Below are 20,503 nucleotides of genomic sequence, written 5' to 3'. Positions count from 1 at the left end.
CTGCGGCGCAGGCCGCGAGCAGAAAGGCCCGCCGCGTGGCGCGCGCGGCGCCGGGCGTGGAGGACGGGGCGCGCGTCGCGCGTCGGATCATGCGAAATCTCCTTGAAGGACGACTGGGTAATGGCTGGGTTACGGCTGCGTCACGCCTGATGTATCGCTCAGGCGTGACGGCATTCAGTGCGCGCCGGGCTGCGTGGCCGCTTCGAGCTGCGCGATCCAGACCAGCGCCTGTTCGCGCGTATCGCCGCACATCTCCGCCTGCGGTTGCAGCCCCGAGCAACAGGCGGGACGCAGCGGCGAACCAAAGATCCGGCACTGCAGATCGTCGTCGAGCTGGATACACGGCACGCCCGCCGGCTTGCCCTGGGGCATGCCCGGAATCGGGCTCGAAATGGACGGCGCGATACAGCATGCGCCACAACCGGGGCGGCACGCATGTTCGGACGGGGTAACGACAAGACCTGCGCTCAACTCGAATTCCTGAATCTCATAACTGTACGGGGCCAAAACAAGGAAAACTGGCCGGAAAATCGTGTTCGCATTGTGCCATCGCAAGCTGCGACCTTTTTACACAAACGTCGGCGACGGCGCCCTCTTACACTGGATTCATCCGGCGCTGTAAGACGCCCCTCCGGGGACGCCATCCGGCGCGTCATACCCACGAGACTCTCGCATGAGCGACGCCGACCTGCTCTTCCGCCCCGACCTGCTCGCCAAATACGGCGCAAACGGCCCACGGTATACGTCCTATCCGACCGCACTTCAGTTCCGCGACGATTTCAATCTCGACGATTACCGCCACGCCGCCGAAGATCCCGGCGCGACCGACACCGACCTCTCGCTCTACTTCCACATCCCCTTCTGCGACACCGTCTGCTTCTATTGCGGCTGCAACAAGGTTGCGACGAAAAACCGCGCCCGCGCGAAACCGTATCTGAAGCAACTGGTGCGCGAGATCGAGATGCAGGCCGCGCTGTTCGACACCAAACGCCCCGTCTCGCAGCTGCATTGGGGTGGCGGCACGCCCACTTTCCTCTCGCTCGACGAAATGAGCGCGCTGATGGCCGCCACGCGCGAGCATTTCGCGCTGCGTCCGGACAGCGAAGGCGAATATTCGATCGAAATCGATCCGCGCGAAGCCTCGGCGCGGACCATCGCGCACCTGCGCCAGCTCGGCTTCAATCGCCTGAGCCTCGGCGTGCAGGACTTCGATCCGATCGTGCAGGAAGCGGTCAACCGCGTGCAGCCGCTCGAAATGACCGTCAACGTGATGAACGCCGCGCGCGAGCACGGTTTCGAGTCGCTCAGCGTCGACCTGATCTACGGTCTGCCGCACCAGACCGTGCAAAGCTTCCGGCGCACGCTCGACACCATTCTGATGCTCGCGCCCGACCGCCTGTCGGTGTTCGGTTATGCGCACATGCCGCAGCTCTTCAAGATGCAGCGGCAAATCGACGCCGCCGCGCTGCCCACGCCCGCCACGCGGCTCGCGCTGCTGCAGCTCGTGGTCGAGCAGCTCACCGACGCGGGCTATGTCTACATCGGCATGGATCACTTCGCGCTGCCCACCGACGAACTCGCGCGCGCCCAGGCGAAGCGCACGCTGCATCGCAATTTCCAGGGCTACAGCACGCGCGCGGACTGCGATCTGATCGGCTTCGGCGCCTCGTCGATCGGCAAGGTCGGCGACGTCTACGCGCAGAACGCCAAAGAGCTGCCGGCCTACGGGACGGCCATCGACGCCGGCCGGCTGGCGATCTCGCGCGGCGTCCGCCTCAGCGCCGACGACCGCCTGCGCCGCGACATCATCACCGAGCTGATGTGCAATCTGGAATTGCGTTTCGACGAATTCGAGGCGGCCTACGGCGTGCGCTTCCTGAGCGCCTTCGCGCCCGAAATGGAGCGCCTGCGCGGCTTCGAGGCCGACGGCCTGGTGGCGCGCAGCTCGAACCGGCTCGAAGTGCTGCCCGCCGGGCGCATGTTCGTGCGCAACATCGCGATGGTGTTCGACCGTTATCTGGGCACGCAGCCGATGGAGCGGTTTTCGCGCACGGTTTGAGGCGCGGTTTAAGAGCAATCTCGCCGCGCCTGACTTCGCCTCACGTCAGCAAGTTGCCTGCGGCGCCGATTTGCGTCATAATTTACGGCTACTTCGCGTGTCTGTCCCGCAGACAAAGAAAGCAGACCACGAAAACTGCCTCGGTGGTGAAATTGGTAGACGCGCCGGACTCAAAATCCGGTTCCGAAAGGAGTGCCGGTTCGATTCCGGCCCGAGGCACCAGAGACCCTCCAAACGTTTTCAACGTTTAACAATGAAGCCCCGCCAGTCATAGCGCTGCGGGGTTTTTTGTTGCAAACTACTGCAACCTTTCCCACACCAAAATAACCCCCAGCTGGGGGCTATTTCGGGGGTTGTTATGCGTCTTGGTGAACTGGCGGTACAAAAAGCCCCCGGGAGGTCCCCTGATTCCAGGACGGCGCACCCCAATGGCTCTCACAGAACTCGCAGTACGGAACGCCAAGCCAACAGCAAAGCAGCAAAAGCTGTTTGATGCCGGCGGCCTGTTCCTTCTCGTCACCCCAGCCGGCGGCAAACGCTGGGTACTGAAGTACCGGGTCAATGGAAGAGAGAAAAGCCTTGCGCTCGGCATGTACCCCGCGATCTCGCTCTCAGAGGCACGCAAGCGACGTGAGACAGCGCGAGAAAAACTCGCGGCCGGCATCGACCCAAGCGAAGCAAAAAAAGCCGACAAGCGCGCCGCCAAAATTGCCGCGACCAATTCCTTCGAAGCAGTTGCACTCGCTTGGATGGATGAGCGCCGGCCGTATGTCGAGCTCGCGCAGTACGAAAAGACGCTGGCGCGCTTCAAGAGTGACGCCTTCCCATGGCTCGGCAAGCGGCCTATCGCAGAGATTGACGCTCCCGAGATTCTCGATACGCTCAAGCGTGTGGATAGCCGCGGCGCGCGCTTTACGGCACACCGCCTGCGCGGCGAAATCAGTCGAGTTTTCCGCTACGGCATTAAGGAAGGCTTCTGCAAGTCCGATCCGGCGCGCGATCTCGTCGGCGCCATTCCGCCAGCGCAGACCGAGCACTTCGCCTCCATCACCGAGCCGGCCAAGGTCGGTGAGATGCTGCGCGCCTTTGACGGCTTCACTGGCACGTTCCCCGTACTGTGCGCGCTCAAGCTCGCGCCGATGCTGTTCGTGCGGCCCGGTGAACTGCGGCAGGCGGAATGGTCAGATATCGACTTAGACAAAGCCGAGTGGCGCTACCACGTCAGCAAGACGAAGACCGAGCATCTCGTGCCACTCGCCACGCAGGCAGTCATCATTTTGCGCGAACTGCACGCACTTACAGGCGCGAGCCGCTATGTATTCCCCGGCGCCCGCGATCGAAAACGGCCGATGAGCGACGCCGCCGTCAACGCCGCTCTGCGCCGGCTCGGCTATGACACCCGCACCGAGATCACCGGCCACGGCTTCCGCGCGATGGCACGCACAATCCTTCATGAGGAACTTGAGCAGAAACCCGAAGTTATCGAGCACCAGCTCGCGCACGCGGTGCCTGACAATCTAGGCAGCGCGTACAACCGCACGCGGTTCATCAAAGAACGGCGCGCGATGATGCAGAAATGGGCCGATTATCTGGAGAGGCTGAAGGCAGGCGCCGACGTCATCCAAATCAACACGGCAACTCACTGAAATTCGCGCACCTATAAACCGGCACGGCCCTTCCTCGCGCGCTCGATCTGCTCTAGCAAAATCGAACGCACTATCCGCGCGATAGGCACCGCGTCTTTCTTGTCGATGCGTAAGGATCCATAGCCCGTGGAGATAGTGAAACCATGCTCCATGTCAGCGACATGTTTTGTTAGCAAGTAGGAAAGACGCTCTATTTCAGAATTCTCGCGAGGCGATCGACTTCTCCGGGGCGCGGAGAGTCCACCCGCACTCGCATGGCTAAGCGGGTCAGCAATAGATCCCTGTACGAAGTCGCGTTCAAACGTGGCAGGCGTTGACACGCTCAGCGCCATCATTGCGCGCAGGCTGTCTTCGGTGATTGCCGAGGAATTCTTCCCGAGCTGGACGAGCGTCAGTTTGCCCTGGTTCACGAAGCGGTAGATGGTGGCGCGCGAAACGCCGAGGGCGGCGGCGGCGGCGTTGATACGGTGCAGCTTCGGCAAAGCGGTCTTCATTTTGGCGCCTGCGGTCTCATCCCAGATGCCGACACATTACCTTGATGACGTCGGCATACTACTGATCGACGACGCGATAGCCACGCCGTCACGTGACTATCGCATCGCGACACCAACAGCGATCGCACAAACAAAGATGGAAGCCGCTCCGGAGGCTCCCGTAGTGTGTCGTGCCCAGGGCAGTACGGAATATCGTCAGGTGATGCGCCTGTCGCCCACAGCCAGGCCGCCAGCAGCGCCTCGCCACGCGAATGACTTGGTTCAGCGCCACCGCTCCAGTAAAGCCGCAGGGCCGCTACGGATATCGGTCGACAGCCGCTCGCGGCGAGCGTCGACCACACCCTCCCGAATCCTCCGAAAGACGCCCTGAGATCAGTCAGGACCGAGCTCCAGTCCACCGACGGTTCGCAGCAACGCACGAAATTCAGTCTGCAGCCAAGTGGCCCTGATGCAACGGCGATCGCGGATCGCTCGGCAATGGGAAGCGCTTCAACGCGATTTGCTTAAGAAAGTTCTGAAAATTTCCTTTCGCAATCTCGACCAAATAACCGGGCCCGGCGATATTCTCTTGCAAGGTGCCCGACAGAAGACCTTTCTCGCCACGCTCGAAGACGATGGTCGCCGTGTCAAGCACGACGCGCGAGTCGATAATCAAGTTCCGATGCGCCCGCGACAATGGCGAGTCCTGTATCGCTTGAGAAGCGAGAGCGCGAAGCTCCGCAAACATCTGCTCGACCTCACTAATCGCACAGCGATGAGCCCATACCGCATCATCGAGCGCCTTAACCGTTACTGAAAACCTACGTTCCATTCGCTCGATTTTTTCAAACGCGGCCGCCGACTCTTCCGAAACCCTTTGCCTCGCCTCGATAATGCTCGCTTCGAACGCAGCCTCTGAAGCCCGCTGCAATGCCGCAACTTTCTCAAGCGCAGAGGCAATCTCCTGGCCTATCACGTCGGTTTGAGCGGTCGACTCGCCACCGGAGGCAAGCATCGCGGCGGTGAGTCGACCGCGCGCCTCTTCGACGCTTTTTCGCGCTTCTCCCAACTTCTGCTCAAGTGCCCGCGTATTAACCTTACCCATCGCTATCTCCAAGATATGCGGTTTGTCAGAAAATGTGCAGCGCATACATCATTTTTTCGCTCGGACACCTGAACCACGCATGTGTGCCGTCGTCTGGCCGAATGCGTAATTCGACCGCCGACAGAAGGCCGTCTATCACGACCCCAGAAGCGTTTTGGTTGCGACGCTACCCGGCGAGATCGTCGCCGAGTCGCCAGCTGAAACCGTGGCGGCGGCGCCGCGGCGGCGCGCCAGACGATCCGCGGCATCCTGCTGCGCCTGCGTCGTGTCCGTGATCGCCGGGACGTTGGTCGCCTTCGTCTGCGGGATGCTGGGCGAGTGGAACAGGGTCGTCATATGGTTCCTAATCTGTTTGATACGTACACTCTGCCCATAACGAAGCGCACTATCCAGCGTCACAGCGACGTCGGCACCACGAACCCGCAGCAAGGTGATTACTTCGTCGATCTTCCTGGCTATGCAATCCGCACACCATACAGATAGCCGCTGCACGTCAGCGTTGCCCCGGAAAACGAAGCGCTCCCAACCAGATAGACCGACGTCGCAGCGCTCAGATTTAGGACCTGCGGCGTCGCCATGATGCTCTGTCCCAACGTAGTTGAAATCCCGCTGCCAAACTGGATTGTTTGGACTGTGCCCGACGAAAATGTCGCAGAGGTGGTGCTGACACCAGCAGCAATGTTCGTCTCAGTAATCGTGCCGCCAGGCGCAAAAGTGACTTGCCCCCAAACAAGCCAAGTTCCAGCAGCTATCGACAGACTTGTGCAGTTTGCCGCTGTGGCCGTGGTCAGAGAGGTCCCCGTCGTTGTCACGTTGACCGGCTGACCAACAATTCCCGAGGCTGCGGCCGCCCCGCTCGTGCGCCCCGTAATGCCGCCCGTCGGCGTGATCGTCGAACTGAACGTTTGTGCAGCCGACCACGTGTTTGCCCCGCTGAGCAACGGAACGGTCGAGCCGCTCGTGCCAGTTGCGTACGTGGCTGCCGTGCCGAGCCCCAAGCTCGTCTGCGCGGCGGCCGCCGTTGTGGCGCCCGTGCCGCCCTGCGTCAGGCTCAAAGGTGTCGTCAAGCCAGTCAACGACGTGATGTCACTGTTTGCGCCGCTCGCCGCGGTCCCGAGATTCGAGCGCGCCGTCGCTGCAGTGCTCGCGCCAGTGCCACCATTCGCCACCGGGATCGCCGACGAACCCAGCAGATTCGTAAGCGCGGCAGCCTGCGTTGCGGCGCCCGTGCCGCCGTTGGCGATTGCCAGCGTGCCCGTGATGCCCGTCAACGGCACCGCGCCCCATACCGGCGCGCTGCTCGCGCCTGTCGAGATAATCGCCTGCCCCGCCGTCGATCCGGACGGATTGAGCATCGCCGGCGGCACAGTGCTCGCACCAAATGCCGACGCCGCGATAGTCGAAAAGGCGATTGAGAGGCTAACGAATAAATGCCGCTGCTTCATGGTGATTCCATTGCTGTTCCGCTTCATTGCGATCCCCCCCCGACAGTGTTGTTCGTGCCACTGTTCACAACGTTGGTACCGTTGCCCGAGTAAACATTCGATTGGACGTTCACGTATTGGCTACCAGATTGAAGCGTGATCCCAGTAGCGCCCATACCGAAAATGTTGTTCCCGGTGATAATCCCAGGCGAAATGCTGTTGTTAATCACGATGGCATTCGCGTTCGTGCCGCCATTCGGGTTAAACGAATTGCCAACGATCGCGTAATAGCCGGACTGTGCGAGGTTGATCCCCTGCGAATTGTTCTGGACGATGAACAGGTTCCCAACGATGTCGGAATTCGACACTTGCGTCAGCTCATAGATGGCCGCACCGCTCACGTTGAACTGGGTGCCAGCTACGTAAAGCTGATCAGTTCCGGTGTTGCCGGATGGCGCGTAGATCCCGTACAGGCCGCCCGTGAAATTGCACTGCGACACGCTAACGCCTTGCACATAGGGCCCGTAATACAAACCGTACTGCAGGTAGTTGAAAGTCGAGGACGTGACGTTATAGACGACGCCTGGCACCGACGAGGTTGTGTACAGGTACAGCCCGGTCCCTGTCGTGCCGCCGCCCACCACATTCACGCCGAACAGATTGACGTTCGATACCCCGATCAGCGAAATGCCCTTCTGCCAATACGCTCCCGTATCAGGCTTCCCAGATACCGTCACGTTGATAATGTCGGACTGCGCTGTATTCGCGGGATTAGCAATAGTTGAGTTCTGAACGAGATACAAGCCGTTACCGTAGTTTGACGCACCGGTATAGATCGACAAGTCCGCCAGGTGCGCCGAATTGTTCGCGCTCTGATATTGGATCTCGAGGCCACCGCCACCAGGCCAGTAGAGATTCGACACACCCGCCCCTGCACCCTTTATCGTGATAGAGGCGACAGACGACGGCAGCGTGTAGTTCAAGCCTGCGGAGAAAAGATAGGTACCAGGGGGAAAATAGATGCAGGCGTTGTCCGTGTAGCCGGCCGAGATCGTCTCCGAAGCAACCGTCTGCGACGTGTTGAGCGTGTAGGTTCCAACGCCGCCCGTACCGGTGCCAAGCGCTGAAATCCACACCGACGACGCTATTCCGTTCCCCGTCAGCACCTGTCCGGTTCGCAGCGTACCGTATGAAACGCCGGTAACGGTAAGAGTCGTGCCCGAGATCGAGCCGGTGAACGACGCAGTCGATTTCGTTGCGGCGACCGCGGCGTCAAATGCGGCGCTGTTGTCGTTTTGACCATTAGCGACGCCGCCATACGTCATGATGTTCGTGCAGCCTGGCTGCGCAGAAGGGGCCTCCTGACGCAAAGTGCCACGCACATGCATGTCCTTCACATCGAATGCTTGTGCGGACGCAGTAGCGCTGAGTAGTAGCGCGAGAAAAGTGGCAACGATTTTTTTCATACAGGGTATCCAGTCGAATTGACCCAGCCGGTTGAGGAAAGACTTGACCGTGTGATCGGCAAGCCGTTGCCGTCACCAAGAGAGGTATCTAGGAACTGCCAGCCGTTTGGAGCATCGGACGGACGATCAGTGGTCGCGCCTGCGATCGGATATGCGAACTGGTCCGCGCCGACGCTTCCACTCGCCGCCTTACCGAGTGATAGCGACGTGCCACCAATGCACCAGATACGTGAAATGTGATCTGGGATCGGTTGGTTGAAGATGAGAGATCCGTCGTCGATCGAATAGGAATTCGGGTCCTGCGGTACCGAATCCATCACGACCGTGCCGAGATTCGCTTTGGTCGTGTAGTTGCGCGAGAGCGGTACCGAGTTGGAAGTGCCCGCAACAAAGTCGACGGCCGCCGTCCAGTCCTCAATCCGCAGGTCGCCCGCGCCAACAGAAGCCGGCAATGGATACTGTGCTTGCGAGCCCGCGCTATCAAACCCGAGCACTGTGTCTGCGCGCTCAGTCTTGTTCGGAAGCGTGCCGTCGGTGCCATATTCGTTGAGCGGATAGCGGATCGAGTTTTCAACGGCGCTCGCGTTCTGCTGCGCGATCATCGTCAACTTGTCGAGCGCAGTCTCAGTGGTTTTCGCGGGGAAAGCGCTGTTCTGCTGATACGCCGTTTCCTGAGTGACAGGAACGTCGCGATAGATGTGCAGGTTGTAGGGTGCTGCTTTCGCCAACGCCAGCGTGAGCGTTCCGCCATCCTCATCGCCTGCGCCTGTGACAGTGAAGTCCGTACCATTGACGAGGGACGTAAGGTTTTCGGCAGAATCGATGAAGTCCGCGTAAACGTGCGCGGTGTCGAGAAAATAAAACGGAATGGGGAACGCAAGCGTTACACCATCCATTTCATACGTAACGTCCTGAACGGAAGACTCGACTGTCATTAGTAGACCTATTTAACTGTAAGACAATAATTTCCCATTACACTTGCACCATCCTGCGATGGCTAAGGCACAGGAAATCCAGTGGTCGGATCTGCCACTGAAGTGGCTGGCTGAGCAAGCGTCAGGTGCACTCGTATGGGGGCTCCGCTCGCGTCCATCACGAACTTCGAGCCGCTCGACACCGCGTACGTGCCGCGCACGCCAACGCGCACGAGCTGGTAGCTGGGAAATTTCGCCATGAAGTCGCTGACCGGGATGGCTGAGCCGTTCGCATACACCGTATCGATGGGCTTGCCGCCTATCGTGTTCTCGATGTTGCCCGCGCCGGCCGTCTTCACCGCGTTCTGGAAATCGTCCTCACGCCAGCCGTACGGCATGGCTACGGTGTTCGAGTCGCCGTTCGGCCGCAGGCCGCCAGTGTCTGCGATACCGCCTGTCGCGGCATCGATGCCCGCCTGAATGTCGTTCGAATCCGGGGCCGAACGGCCGTAGTACCGCGCGTTGCCTGCGGCGATGTAAAACGCCATCTGCTTCGCGTCATCGGCCTGTTGCGGCGGCAGTGCGCCGTCGACCTTCTTTGCGATCGTCGCCTGCACGCCACTGCCGACGGTTTCATCGAATTTCACCAGCTTGTCCTTGAGCGCCTGCGCGCCATTCAAAATGAACGCGCTCACAGGCGCACCGCTGTTGGTTTTCAGCGGATCACCGTTTCCACCGCCAGCGCCCGCTTTGAGAGCGAGCGCCATGACAGGATCTTTGTCCTTCCACTGTTGGGCCAGATCGTTGATGCGGGCGGCTTGACCAAACACGCCACCCATCGAGTCGAGCACCTGCGCCTTCTGGTCGATCGGGAACGCCTGCACCTGCTGAAGAACCTGCGACGACTCGTCAGGCGTGAGCAGCGACACGCGGCGTCCCGCCGCGTTCTCGACGGTGCCAACCGCTGCCGCACGCGCCGAAAGCGAATTCATCATCGCGCCGACGCTAGAGGTATCCACCTGTGGGATCTGCTGAATCACGCCGCGATCGAGCGCCGCATTCCACGGATCGGTTTTGTACGCCTCGACGCTCGCCGTGTACATCTTCTGCCGCGCCGCCACGGCTGCTGCTGTGGCTGGATCGGTGCCGATGCCGGGCGTCGCGGCGGCTGCCTGGTCCGACTGGATCGACGCGTGCTGCTGCGGCAGCGGCATGCTGACGAAACCCATGTTCCGCGCCGACTGCTGGATCAGTTGCTGCGTCTGCGCGCCAACGGCGGTGCCCTGCGTCGCCGCGAGCAACGAAGTCTGATACGGCAGACTGAGCTGTTTGCCCTGATTCACGAGGTCGAGCGCCTGATTGAAAGCGTCCGCGCCCGCGTTCTCGCGCTGCACGGCGGCCGCGTCAGCGGCGTTCTGCTGCTGCGCAGCGAGGCCCTGCGCGTGGTTCTGCAACAGATTGAGCTTCTGCCCGTCGATGCTGCGCATCCACTCGAACCCGGCCGGCATCGGTTTGTCCGCGGGCGTCTGGAACGCATTGATGAAGCCGTTCGGGTTGTCCTGCGCCACGCGCGCGCCGGCGGCGAACGCGGCCTGCTGGGTGAACTTGCTCACCAGCGCGGCTTTCGTGTTGCCGTCGATACCATCGAGGCCGTTGATCGTCCCGACGAGCGGCGCGAGCGACGCGGTGTACTGTGACGGATCCTGCGCGATCGTGCGCGTCACGTTGTCCGCCGTGTCGCCGAGATTCTGCGCGATGTACTTCGTGCGCATGCCGTTCTCGGCGTCCTGCATCGACGCCCCATACGTGAGCTGCTGGTGGTCGAAATACAGATTCAGCGCCTTCACGGCGTAGGGATTCGAGACGTCTGCGAGCGTGTCCGTGCGGATCTTGTCGAACGTCTGCTGGAACCCTTGCGTCAGGCCATAGCCGCCCGGCTGCGCGCTCGTGACCGCGTCGCTCCTGGCCTGATTCAGCTGCAGCCCGACCTGCGACGTCACGCGCGCCGTTTCAGTTGCCGCCGCATCTTTCTGGATGAGCTGCTGCGCCTGTGCGTAATCGGTGACGGCCTGCGCGGCTTGGCCGATCGACTGCCCGAGCGTCGAACGAGGAACGTCAAGCGGCACGCTCGGGATCGGCGTGCCGTCCTGAATCGACGTCTGCTGCTGGTATGTCGGGATGCGGACCGCCATGTGTGTTCACCTTCTGAAAATAATCATGAATTGCAACATGTAGGCTAAGCATTTCGGTACGCACTTTCCCGCGCACGATTGGCAGCAGCCACGAGCACCGAATGAGCTTGCCGAAACATTTTCGCCATCGCCACGCGCGCGCGCGCGTACTGCTCCTGAAATACACGAAAGGTAAGCGCACTCGACGTCGCAGCGGCGTCTGGATTTCCTACATCGCAGAAAATTCGATCGCGTCGCCCGCAGCCTGGCAACTGACCCCGTCAGGGCGAACGCTCGGTTTTTGCTAAAAGTCAGTGTGCGTCAGTCCGACCGCCGCGGAGGTCGCATGTCTTCGTTGATCGCCGGGGCAACGCCGACGATGTCGAGCCGCGAAATCGCCGATTTGGTCGAGTCACGACACGATGACGTGAAGCGCTCGGTCTATCGGCTTGCTGAAAGGCGCGTGATCACACTTCCGCCATTGGCGGAAGTCCAGAATCCGGGGCCTGGACCGCGCATGGTCACTGAGTTCCGCATTTGCAAGCGCGACAGCTACGTCATCGTCGCCCAGCTCTCGCACCTCGCACCTCATCAATTGAACCCCTTATTGCAAGCCTTTCGCCCCGCTGGAAACGCGGGCCACGGCCCATCATGGTTTTCAAACGTCACATACTCACCGCGATAAGTGAGTGCGAGGTCGCCAGTACGGCCGTGCCGGAATTTAGCGGCCCGCACTTGGGCGAAACCCTGCCATTGCTCGCCCGCGTCCGGGTTTGAAATCTCTTCTCGATGAATGAACAGCACGGCGTCGGCGTCCTGCTCAATGGCGCCCGAGTCGCGCAGGTCGGAAAGCTTCGGCATCCCACCGCGATCCTCCACGCGCCGATTGAGCTGCGCGAGACAGAGGATAGCGACGCCCAACTCTTTCGCAAGCGCCTTGAGCCCGCGCGAGATACCCTCAATCTCCGCGTTACGGTTCGCGCCCTCGCCCGCCATCAGTTGCAAGTAGTCGATAACGAGCAGGTCGAGGCCATGCCGGCGCTTCACCATGCGCGCCTTCGCGCGCACGTCCTGCAACCGCAATGCGGCCTGGTCGTCAACGTGCAGCGTCAGCTCCGTGACCTTCTGCGCCGCTACCGTGACTCGCCCCCAGAATTCGTTGTCGGCCGCGGGTGCCTCCATCACCTGCGAGAGCGGCACGCGACCCAGCGAAGCAATCATCCGGTCGTGGACCTCGCTCTCAGGCATTTCCATGCTGAGAACGAGCACGCTACGGCTGGCGGCCACGTGGGCGGCGACATTCAGGCCCAGCGCCGTTTTCCCCATGCCCGGACGCGCCGCGAGGATTGTGAGCCAGCCGGGCCGCAATCCGCCGTTCAGACGCTTGTCGAGGTCGGCAAAGCCAGTCGAGAGCGCAGGCGACGTGCCGCTCGAGCGGCGCTCCAGTTCCGCGAGGTGCTCCGCCAGCCCCTGCGCGATGGGTTTCGGCTCCTGCTTCACCACGCCATCGGAGAGCGCCTCCAGCGCTGATGCAGCCCGGTCTATGAGTGTGACCGCTTCGTCGGGCCTCGCGCCGATAGATTCGCGAATCTCGGATGCCACCGCCAGCAGGCCGCGCTTCTGCGCACGGTCGCGTACTATGCCGGCATAGCGGGCGATGTTTGCCGAGCCGGGAGTGTTTTGAGCTAACGCGTTGAGGTAGGCCAAGCCGCCAATTTGCTCGGCCTTGCCGCTCGCCTGCAATGCAGCGTAGACCGTCACCACGTCTGCACCGCCCGCGATAATCATCTCCGTGACCTTGCCGAAAATCACTCGATGATCCGCGCGGTAGAAGTGCTCGGCGCGCAGACCATCAATCCGGTCAACCGCATCATTGTCGAGGAGTAGTGCACCGATGACACTCTGCTCGGCTTCGACGGAATGTAGCGCAGACCGCTGAAGGTCGAATTCGCTCATCATGCGGCCCTCTGGTAATTCCGCTTTGCTTGTTCCCCGGCCGTGGTAAGCCTGCATTCGCCGGTGCTTTGATCGAAGAACCACAATCGAAACCAGCTACCCTGTACAGAACTTCTGAATGTGGCTCGCCAGTCGATCTGCTGCTTGGCTTCATCGGCGAGATATTTGTCCCGGAATACCTGCCACGCCAGCAAAAGAACGTCATGGGGAATACCCGAGCGATCGGCGTAGGTGAATATGGGATCGGAATCTGGAATCACCTGCTCTCCTCTAGCTTTGCAACTCTCGATGAAAGCTTTGAACGGCAACTTCTTCTCTCCTGATCTCTTCGTCACCACGCGGAGCGGCTCCGGCTTTTCCTTAACTTCAGTTTTTTCTACAACTTCAGTCTTTACTAGTGGCGCCTTTGGGACTTTTCCCTTTGGGACTTTTCCCTTTGGGCAAAGTGGGTCAAAAGCCACTTTTCCATTTGGGCAAAGTGGAACGCCGGCGGGGCCTGGCTCGATATTTTCGGAAGGACTCACCTGCGTACACGTAGACTGCGGGAGGTGATAGACGGTGTATTCGACGCCGCCCTTCGCGAGTCGGCGTCGATGCACATAGCCAACGTTAATCAGTTCATCCAGCGCAGCGTAGATCACCTTTTTCCCGGATGGCCGGGCTGAGTCCCTAGACTGATTCACAAGGTCCTGGGGACTCACGGCCCAACTCTCCGGCTTGCTAAGTAGATAGATCAAGATGAAGCGTGCCGCGAGCGACAGCCGGGTATCGTTAATGACAGCGTTGCGAACGATCGTGAAATCACGATCAGGACGCGGACCGTTGACAATCGGCATTGAAAACTCAGGCGTGAAGGCGCGGCACGCGAGTGCGATCGTCGCGATCGGTCAAAAGCCGCGCGGTGTACCCTACGCCGGATACGGAATCACAGAGGTCTTGCGCCGCGCACATTGCGACGTGATGACCGCGCGCTGGTGAGCCGATGACCTCGGAACGGCTACCACCACAATGACTCTCGACGTAGGCTACGGGCAACCACTTTCGAGCAATCGGAGGTTCGTACGCGTCCCAAATCGCAAGATCGGATGGGGACAAGCAACCATTCTGAGCAGCGTGTGCGAGCGCCGACTCGATCTGGAATAGGCCCTCCTCATCGATCAACCCCGCGACGGCAAGCGCACCGTCAAGAGGGACTTCCCAAGTGCCAGTCCATGTTTTGGGATCCCGCGAAGCATACTTAAATCGAACGGTGACGTCGCCGTCACGGCGTTGGCCGATGTCGTCACCGACCCAAACGAGAAGATTGCTTTCGCGACGATGGGGTTCGCGGGTGAGGAAATAGGATTGGGTTTGCTCGAGACGAGCGGCGGCATTAGCGCGCATAGCGGCCTCCACGGACAGGTTTGACAAACCCGGCCGCCGACGCCAATCGGGGTGGCCGGGCACATGACAAGGTTGGCGTACCGGCGTCCGTGGGAACCGGCGAGCGCAAGCGCTCCCTCACCAAGGCCCGACCATTGAAGGGGGGACAAAGCGTACGGACGTAAAAAAACCGCGCAGTGGCGGCAGTCCGCCACGGAACATTCGGGACGCCAATCCCGTTGGCCGTTGTCTCGGCCACGGGAACAGTATAGCGAAACCCCAATAGCATGCAAGCGTCGGCAACCCTCAGGATAGCCGCGCCCAGGTACACCGTGTGGGATCGCGCAAGATCAGCGAGATTAAGTTTGCGGTGGCCGCAAAGCATCGCTGCTTCGTATGGGATTGTCATCATGCAGTCTCCGCCAGCTTCTTCGCTAGCATCGCCAAACCTTTAGCCGTGACACGAACTTGAGTTGTCGCTTTGACGCTGTCGTCGTTGCGATGGATCGTCGTTACCCGATGCTCCACCAGGCCGCGCTCAAGCGCTGTTTGGTACGCGATCCATTCGACTCCTCGACGATAGATCCAGCCGCGCTGCGACAGCCATGAAAAGAGCATCTTCGGCCGCACGCCGAGGTTCTTCGCAGCATCGGTGATGCACAACGAGCCGTGAGACGCACTTAGGCTCGCAAAGGCGCGCGCTTGGGGCTCTAATGTTTCGACCTTTTGCTGAAGTTGAAGCGACTGGCCAGCGAGAGACTGCAGCAAGGCGCGCAGGGTGTCTGGATTTGCGAGGTCCATAGGTGCACTTGCCCGGGCGCGCAATGCCATGAACGCATCGACAAGCCGAGCTTGGCCGATACGGCTTTTGCGACCACCGATAAACGGCATGGCGATTAGCGCGCCACGCTCAGTTAGTTCAACCATCCGCCGCGGTTTGCGCTGCTCGTCAAAATACTCAGCGGCCTTGAATTCAAGGCCGCTAACTGTGCCGTCCGACAGCAGGGAGTCGAGCGTCTGTAGCACGTTGTCGTGGCGCCGCCCAAACTCGTGGGCAATCGTCAGCGAATCCGTCACCAGATCGCCATCGCGGACATGGACCAACTCTGCGGCGGGAGCGCCATGGTCCGCCGTGTTTTGCAGGGTCGTCGCCATGCTCAGCCCTCCGCCCGATACCCGTCCGGATCCGCCAGCCAGCGATGAATTTCACGGTTCGGCCAGCCGACACAGCGCGCGGAGCCGAGCCGAACGCGCCTCGGGAAGTGGCCCTTCATTTCCCGTTTGCGTACGGATTCGTGACTAAGGGGGACAAGTCGCTTGAGGTCATTCCAACGAATAAAACCGTCAAGCGGGAGCGGCTGAACATCAGGCGTCGCGCCTACCAAAGTGGTTGCCATGTGAAAACCTTTGCGGTCCGTTGAACATGGCGAAAGGTTATGAGTGGCGCGCGAACGGCGCTATTTAATTACCACGTTTGAGCAAACGTCCGGTGATTAGCGGCGCTTCACAGTCAAGCGATTCGCAAGGTATGCGGCATGAGCCTTTGGAGTCAGCTCTGGGTCACCATGGATCAGAACTTGCCCGGTTCCGTCGTCGGGCCACTCTCCTCTGTTCCCCAGAAGAATGCGGGCGAGCTCTTCGAGAGAGAATACGGGCGGCCGGCGCCTTTCTAATGTCTCCTGCGTGTAGTGTCCCCAAGCAGGACGCATCTCGCGCCCGTAACATTCGCGGGGACGCTCGATGATCTGCTCAATACGATCAGGCGAGAGTGACACCGGTCCGCGATCGGTCTTTAGCACTTCGGCGGCCAAGCGAGAAAGCACAGGCGCGACTCTTCTCCGGAGCGGGAAGCCCCAGAAAAGCAACTGAATCCCAGCACGTTGAATTGCTTCGAACGCGGCGGCTTGAGCCGGACTGTCGCCGACACGGGGCCGCCCCCGTCGCCGACGAGGTTCCTCGGTACTCACATGCGCCCCCTCAGACGCAATCCCCCCATAAAGGAAGCCGCGCCTGCCAGGTGAGGGAACCCGGTTTTCGATCCGTCGATCGGGCGCGGCCTAAATCATTCTACTGTGATTTCGCGTCTCGCCGAACATCGAGGGGACCTATTGAGCTCGGCGCCCCAAGCAAGGCAGAGTTGGGGGTTTTTTTGGGGGTTTTATGAAATTTAAATTCCACAGACGCCATATCCACCCTGGCATTCGACCGACAAATCCATTCCGGCCCGAGCACCAGAATCCACGCACAAAGCCCCGCTCTCGCGGGGCTTTGTCGTTTCAACGGTTTCAGCGGCGGCGCGCTCAGCGCAGATTCGTCTGCGCCAGTTCCACCACCTCGTCGCCGCGGCCGCTCAGCACCGCGCGCAGCATGTACAGACTGAAGCCCTTCGCCTGCGCCCATTGCAGCTTGGGCGGCATCGCGAGTTCGTGCTTCGTCGTCACCACGTCGACGAGCGCCGGGCCGTCGTGCGAGAACGCCGTGCGCAGCGCGTCGTCGAGCGCTTCGGAGGTCTCCACGCGCACGCTGAAAATCCCCGCGCCCCTGGCGATATCGGCGAAATTGGTCGCGATGAGATCGGTGCCCGTCTCCAGATAGCCGCCCGCTTTCATCTCCATCGCCACGAAGCCGAGCGAGCTGTTGTTCAGGACAACGATCTTGATCGGCAGATCGAGCTGGCGCGCCGAGAGAATATCGCCCATCAGCATCGACAGGCCACCGTCGCCGGACAGCGAAATCACCTGACGCCCCGCGTGCGCGGCCTGCGCGCCGAGCGCCTGCGGCATCGCGTTCGCCATCGAGCCGTGATTGAACGAGCCGTGCAGACGGCGGCGTCCGTTCATCGTCAGATAGCGCGCGGCCCAGAGCGTGGGCGTGCCGACGTCGACGGCGAAGATCGCATCGGGCTCCGCGAGTGCATCGACGCGCGCGGCCACATATTGCGGATGCAGCGGCTTGCCCGCGGGCGCCGGACGCGCGAGGTCGTCGAGACTCTTGCGCGCGTCGGCGTAATGCGCACGCGCACGCTCGAGAAAGCGGCGATCGGTCTTGCGCGTGAGCTTCGGCGCGAGCGCCCGCAAGGTCTCGCGCACATCACCGACGAGGCCGAGCGTGAGCGGCGCGCGCTTGCCGAGCGCCGCGGCGTCGCGATCGATCTGTACGATGTTCGCGTCGGCGGGATAGAAGTTGCGATACGGAAAGTCGGTGCCCAGCATCACCAGCGTGTCGCACGACATCATCGCGTGATAGCCCGAGCTGAAGCCGATCAGCCCGGTCATGCCCACGTCGAACGGGTTATCCCATTCGACGTATTGCTTGCCGCGCAGCGCATGCACGGTCGGTGCGCCGAGCGCATCGGCGAACGCCACCACTTCGTCGTGCGCGCCCTTGCAGCCGCTGCCGCACAGCAGCGTGACGGCGTCCGAGCGATTGAGCAGATCGGCAAGCCGGTCGATGTCCGCCGACGAGGGCAGCGTCGCGGGCCGCGACGTCTGCGCCCAGGTCGGATCCTCCTCGGGCGCGTCGAGCAGCGCCACGTCGCCCGGCAGCACGATCACCGCGACGCCCTTCTGGTCGATCGCCGTGCGCAGCGCCGTGTCGAGCACGCGCGGAAACTGCGAGGCGTTCGTCACGAGTTCGACGTAGTGCGCGCATTCGCGGAACAGTTCGGTCGGATGCGTTTCCTGAAAGTAGCCGAGGCCGATTTCCGTCGACGGAATGTGCGCGGCAATCGCGAGCACGGGCGCGCGGTTGCGGTGCGCGTCGTAGAGTCCGTTGATCAGATGCAGGTTGCCGGGACCGCAACTGCCCGCGCAGACCGCGAGCCGGCCGGTCGCGGCGGCTTCGGCGCCGGCCGCGAAGGCGGCCACTTCCTCGTGACGCGTGTGCATCCAGCGGATCGTGCCGAGTTTGCGCAAGCTCGCCGACAGCCCGTTCAGGCTGTCGCCGGTGACGCCCCAGATGCGTTCCACGCCGACTGCTTCGAGCGTCTTCGCCAGATGATCCGCGATCGTCTTCGCCATACTGTCCTCCGTATCGGTTGCCGCGCGCAGCGGCCAGCGCGCGGTGCCGGGCGCGCTACGCTCGAGAAAAGGGGGAATGTGAACGGGCCACGGAGGCCGCCGCGCGGGGCGCGACGCGTACCGGTTCATCGCGGTACGTTACGCCATCCGCGCAAAACACGTCGCTAAGCGAACAGCATCGCAAGCGAATTCGACAGTGATCGCAAGGCTGTCGTCATCTTCGGGAGCGCGTGAGAAAACGGCGCAGCGGCGCGCAGTCGCTAAAATGCTGCGATTTGCAGCAGCCCTCAGCCGTTTTCCGCCGCCAGCGTCACCTCATGAATCTCGAAAGCATTCTCTTCACCCAGGGCTTCGGCTCGCGCCGCCAGTGCCGCTCGCTCGTCGCGGAAGGACGCGTCGCCGTCGCGGGCGCGCCGTGCAACGACCCCAACGCCGACTTCGACACCGAAGGGCTCGTGTTCAGCGTCGACGGCGCCGACTGGCCGTTCCACGCGCAGGCGTATGTCGTGCTGAACAAGCCCGCGGGCTACGAATGCTCGCGCGATCCGCAGCATCATCTGAGCGTGTTTCACCTGCTGCCGCCGCCCTTCGCCGCGCGCAACGTGCAATGCGTGGGCCGGCTCGATCAGGACACGACCGGCCTCCTGCTGCTCTCCGACGACGGCCAGTTCGTGCACGCGTTCACGTCGCCGAAGCGCAAGGTGCCGAAGCTCTACGTCGCGACCACGAAGCACCCGATCGACGACACGCAGTTGAACGCGCTGCGCGAAGGCGTGCTGCTGCATGGCGAGCGCGAGCCCAGCGCGGCGGTCTCGGCGCAGGCGCGCGGCGAGCACACGCTCGAACTGAGCGTGCTCGAAGGCAAGTATCACCAGGTCAAGCGCATGGTGGCCGCGGCCGGCAACCGCGTGGAGGCGCTGCATCGCGAGCGGATCGGCGGCTACGCGCTGCCCGACGATCTGGCGCCGGGCGCCTGGCGCTGGCTCGACGCCGTCGCGCTCGACGCACTGCGCAACAAGGGGTAAACCACAGGCGCGACCGCGCGGCCCCGCCGCTCGGTGCGTTGCCCCACAAAGGCCCGCGAAACGGCCCCGTTTTTGCCGCGCCGCAGCATGCTGTTGCTGACAAACCGCCCTATACTCGTTTAAACAACGATTACAAGTTGCAAGGAGGGGGGATCATGATCATCAACGGCACATACGACATTCCAACCGTGTTGATGCTTTTCGTGGGACTGGGAGCGGTCCTGATCGGCGGCCTGCTCGCGTGGATGCATTTGCGGCATCGCTATCATCCGAATCTGATCGGGGTCCTGCTCGGCGCCCTGTTCTGCTTCCTCCTGCTCGAGGCGCTGCCGGCCATCACGTGAACGGCACGCTTGCGCCATGCCGCCCGCCCGCTCAAGGGCGCGGCGGCAGCGTGCGCAGGAACGCATCCACGTCGGGGTAACGCAGGCGCACGCGCAACTCGCGCTTCAGGCGCGCGTTGTCGAGCCGCCGCGACTCCCGCATGAACGAAAGCAGGACCGGATCGAGCTCGCGTTCCGCCTGCGCGCGGCTCACGCGCGGCGCTCGTGCGAGTCCGAAGGCATCGGCGACCCGGTCGAAATACGCCCCCATTTTCATTTCGCTATCGTCCGACGCGTGGATCACGCGCGCCGGGCGTCCGTGCGTGGCGAGCCGCAGCATGATGGCCGCCAGATCGTCGGCGTGGATGTGGCTCGTGTAGACGTCGTCGGCTTCGAGCAGCGCCGGCGTGCGTTTCTCCAGCCGGGCGAGCGGCAGGCGCGTCGCCGCGTAAATGCCCGGAATGCGCGCGATAGTGGCGCTCAGCGCGCCGCGCGCCGTCGCCCGCCGCAGCAGCCTTTCGGCGGCCACGCGTCGCTTGGCGCGGGCGTTCGCGGGCCGC

17 protein-coding genes, 1 tRNA gene and 1 pseudogene are annotated in these 20,503 nt (G+C 62.0%); 5 read left to right on the top strand and 14 right to left on the bottom strand.

Translation table 11 applies throughout. The features are described 5' to 3' along the window. Nucleotides 1-174: 174 nt before the first annotated feature. Nucleotides 175-486 (bottom strand): YkgJ family cysteine cluster protein, encoded by a 312-nt coding sequence (locus G3N97_RS24505; RefSeq protein ID WP_205995558.1) that lies wholly within the window; start codon nt 484-486, stop codon nt 175-177. Between the two features lie 187 nt (nt 487-673). On the opposite strand from G3N97_RS24505, the gene hemN reads away from it, so the two are divergent. The 3 genes from hemN to G3N97_RS24490 all read left to right on the top strand — a co-directional run bounded on the left by hemN (nt 674) and on the right by G3N97_RS24490 (nt 3,705). Beyond that, nucleotides 674-2,059 carry an oxygen-independent coproporphyrinogen III oxidase gene (gene hemN, locus G3N97_RS24500; RefSeq protein ID WP_205995552.1) on the top strand — a complete coding sequence of 462 codons (1,386 nt, stop codon included), beginning with the start codon at nt 674-676 and terminating at the stop codon, nt 2,057-2,059. A gap of 137 nt (nt 2,060-2,196) precedes the next feature. Beyond that, nucleotides 2,197-2,281: transfer RNA gene (locus G3N97_RS24495), tRNA-Leu, on the top strand. A 206-nt stretch (nt 2,282-2,487) separates the two neighbouring features. Beyond that, nucleotides 2,488-3,705 (top strand): integrase arm-type DNA-binding domain-containing protein, encoded by a 1,218-nt coding sequence (locus G3N97_RS24490; protein WP_205995550.1) that lies wholly within the window; start codon nt 2,488-2,490, stop codon nt 3,703-3,705. An 11-nt stretch (nt 3,706-3,716) separates the two neighbouring features. Here the strand turns inward: G3N97_RS24490 and G3N97_RS39605 are convergent, their stop codons facing one another. From G3N97_RS39605 to poxB, 12 genes are all read right to left on the bottom strand, one after another. Continuing rightward, nucleotides 3,717-4,199: a hypothetical protein gene (locus G3N97_RS39605; RefSeq protein WP_241030811.1), complete on the bottom strand. Its 483-nt coding sequence runs from the start codon at nt 4,197-4,199 to the stop codon at nt 3,717-3,719. Nucleotides 4,200-4,623: 424 nt separating this feature from the next. Beyond that, nucleotides 4,624-5,283, bottom strand: coding sequence for a hypothetical protein (locus tag G3N97_RS24480; RefSeq protein ID WP_205995548.1), 660 nt, complete (start codon nt 5,281-5,283; stop codon nt 4,624-4,626). A gap of 135 nt (nt 5,284-5,418) precedes the next feature. Beyond that, complete coding sequence (locus G3N97_RS24475; protein WP_205995546.1) at nt 5,419-5,619, bottom strand: hypothetical protein; 201 nt, start codon at nt 5,617-5,619, stop codon at nt 5,419-5,421. Between the two features lie 119 nt (nt 5,620-5,738). Further along, the gene (locus G3N97_RS24470) at nt 5,739-6,755 is read right to left on the bottom strand and encodes a hypothetical protein (protein ID WP_205995544.1); all 1,017 of its coding nucleotides are present in this window, start codon (nt 6,753-6,755) and stop codon (nt 5,739-5,741) included. Then, complete coding sequence (locus G3N97_RS24465) at nt 6,752-8,173, bottom strand: right-handed parallel beta-helix repeat-containing protein (protein ID WP_205995543.1); 1,422 nt, start codon at nt 8,171-8,173, stop codon at nt 6,752-6,754. The genes G3N97_RS24470 and G3N97_RS24465 overlap by 4 nt, the downstream gene beginning before the upstream one ends. Next, nucleotides 8,170-9,108 (bottom strand): hypothetical protein, encoded by a 939-nt coding sequence (locus tag G3N97_RS24460; protein ID WP_205995541.1) that lies wholly within the window; start codon nt 9,106-9,108, stop codon nt 8,170-8,172. Before G3N97_RS24460 ends, G3N97_RS24465 begins: the two co-directional genes overlap by 4 nt. A gap of 62 nt (nt 9,109-9,170) precedes the next feature. Further along, complete coding sequence (locus tag G3N97_RS24455) at nt 9,171-11,279, bottom strand: hypothetical protein (RefSeq protein ID WP_205995539.1); 2,109 nt, start codon at nt 11,277-11,279, stop codon at nt 9,171-9,173. A 570-nt stretch (nt 11,280-11,849) separates the two neighbouring features. Beyond that, entirely contained in the window at nt 11,850-13,217 is a 1,368-nt protein-coding gene (locus tag G3N97_RS24450; RefSeq protein ID WP_241030810.1) for a replicative DNA helicase, read from the bottom strand. Next, entirely contained in the window at nt 13,214-14,050 is an 837-nt protein-coding gene (locus G3N97_RS24445) for a hypothetical protein (protein ID WP_205995537.1), read from the bottom strand. Before G3N97_RS24445 ends, G3N97_RS24450 begins: the two co-directional genes overlap by 4 nt. 934 nt (nt 14,051-14,984) lie before the next feature. Beyond that, nucleotides 14,985-15,731 carry a phage regulatory protein/antirepressor Ant gene (locus tag G3N97_RS24440; RefSeq protein WP_205995535.1) on the bottom strand — a complete coding sequence of 249 codons (747 nt, stop codon included), beginning with the start codon at nt 15,729-15,731 and terminating at the stop codon, nt 14,985-14,987. A gap of 2 nt (nt 15,732-15,733) precedes the next feature. Continuing rightward, entirely contained in the window at nt 15,734-15,973 is a 240-nt protein-coding gene (locus G3N97_RS24435) for an AlpA family phage regulatory protein (protein WP_205995533.1), read from the bottom strand. 903 nt (nt 15,974-16,876) lie between these two features. Continuing rightward, a complete protein-coding gene (gene poxB, locus G3N97_RS24430) occupies nt 16,877-18,595 on the bottom strand; it encodes a ubiquinone-dependent pyruvate dehydrogenase (protein WP_205995531.1) in 1,719 nt (572 codons plus the stop codon). Between the two features lie 317 nt (nt 18,596-18,912). Here poxB and G3N97_RS24425 point away from each other — a divergent pair, with 317 nt between their 5' ends. Both G3N97_RS24425 and G3N97_RS24420 read left to right on the top strand, forming a co-directional pair. Beyond that, nucleotides 18,913-19,620: a 16S rRNA pseudouridine(516) synthase gene (locus G3N97_RS24425; protein ID WP_205995529.1), complete on the top strand. Its 708-nt coding sequence runs from the start codon at nt 18,913-18,915 to the stop codon at nt 19,618-19,620. Nucleotides 19,621-19,775: 155 nt separating this feature from the next. Continuing rightward, nucleotides 19,776-19,964: a hypothetical protein gene (locus G3N97_RS24420; RefSeq protein ID WP_205995527.1), complete on the top strand. Its 189-nt coding sequence runs from the start codon at nt 19,776-19,778 to the stop codon at nt 19,962-19,964. 31 nt (nt 19,965-19,995) lie between these two features. Here the strand turns inward: G3N97_RS24420 and G3N97_RS24415 are convergent. Then, a pseudogene (locus tag G3N97_RS24415) lies at nt 19,996-20,503 on the bottom strand (SDR family NAD(P)-dependent oxidoreductase); the annotation flags it as partial.

Source organism: Paraburkholderia sp. Ac-20347 (assembly GCF_017104805.1).
In the GTDB taxonomy this organism is placed as follows: domain Bacteria; phylum Pseudomonadota; class Gammaproteobacteria; order Burkholderiales; family Burkholderiaceae; genus Paraburkholderia; species Paraburkholderia tropica.
This window is presented reverse-complemented; position numbering and strand designations above follow the sequence as displayed.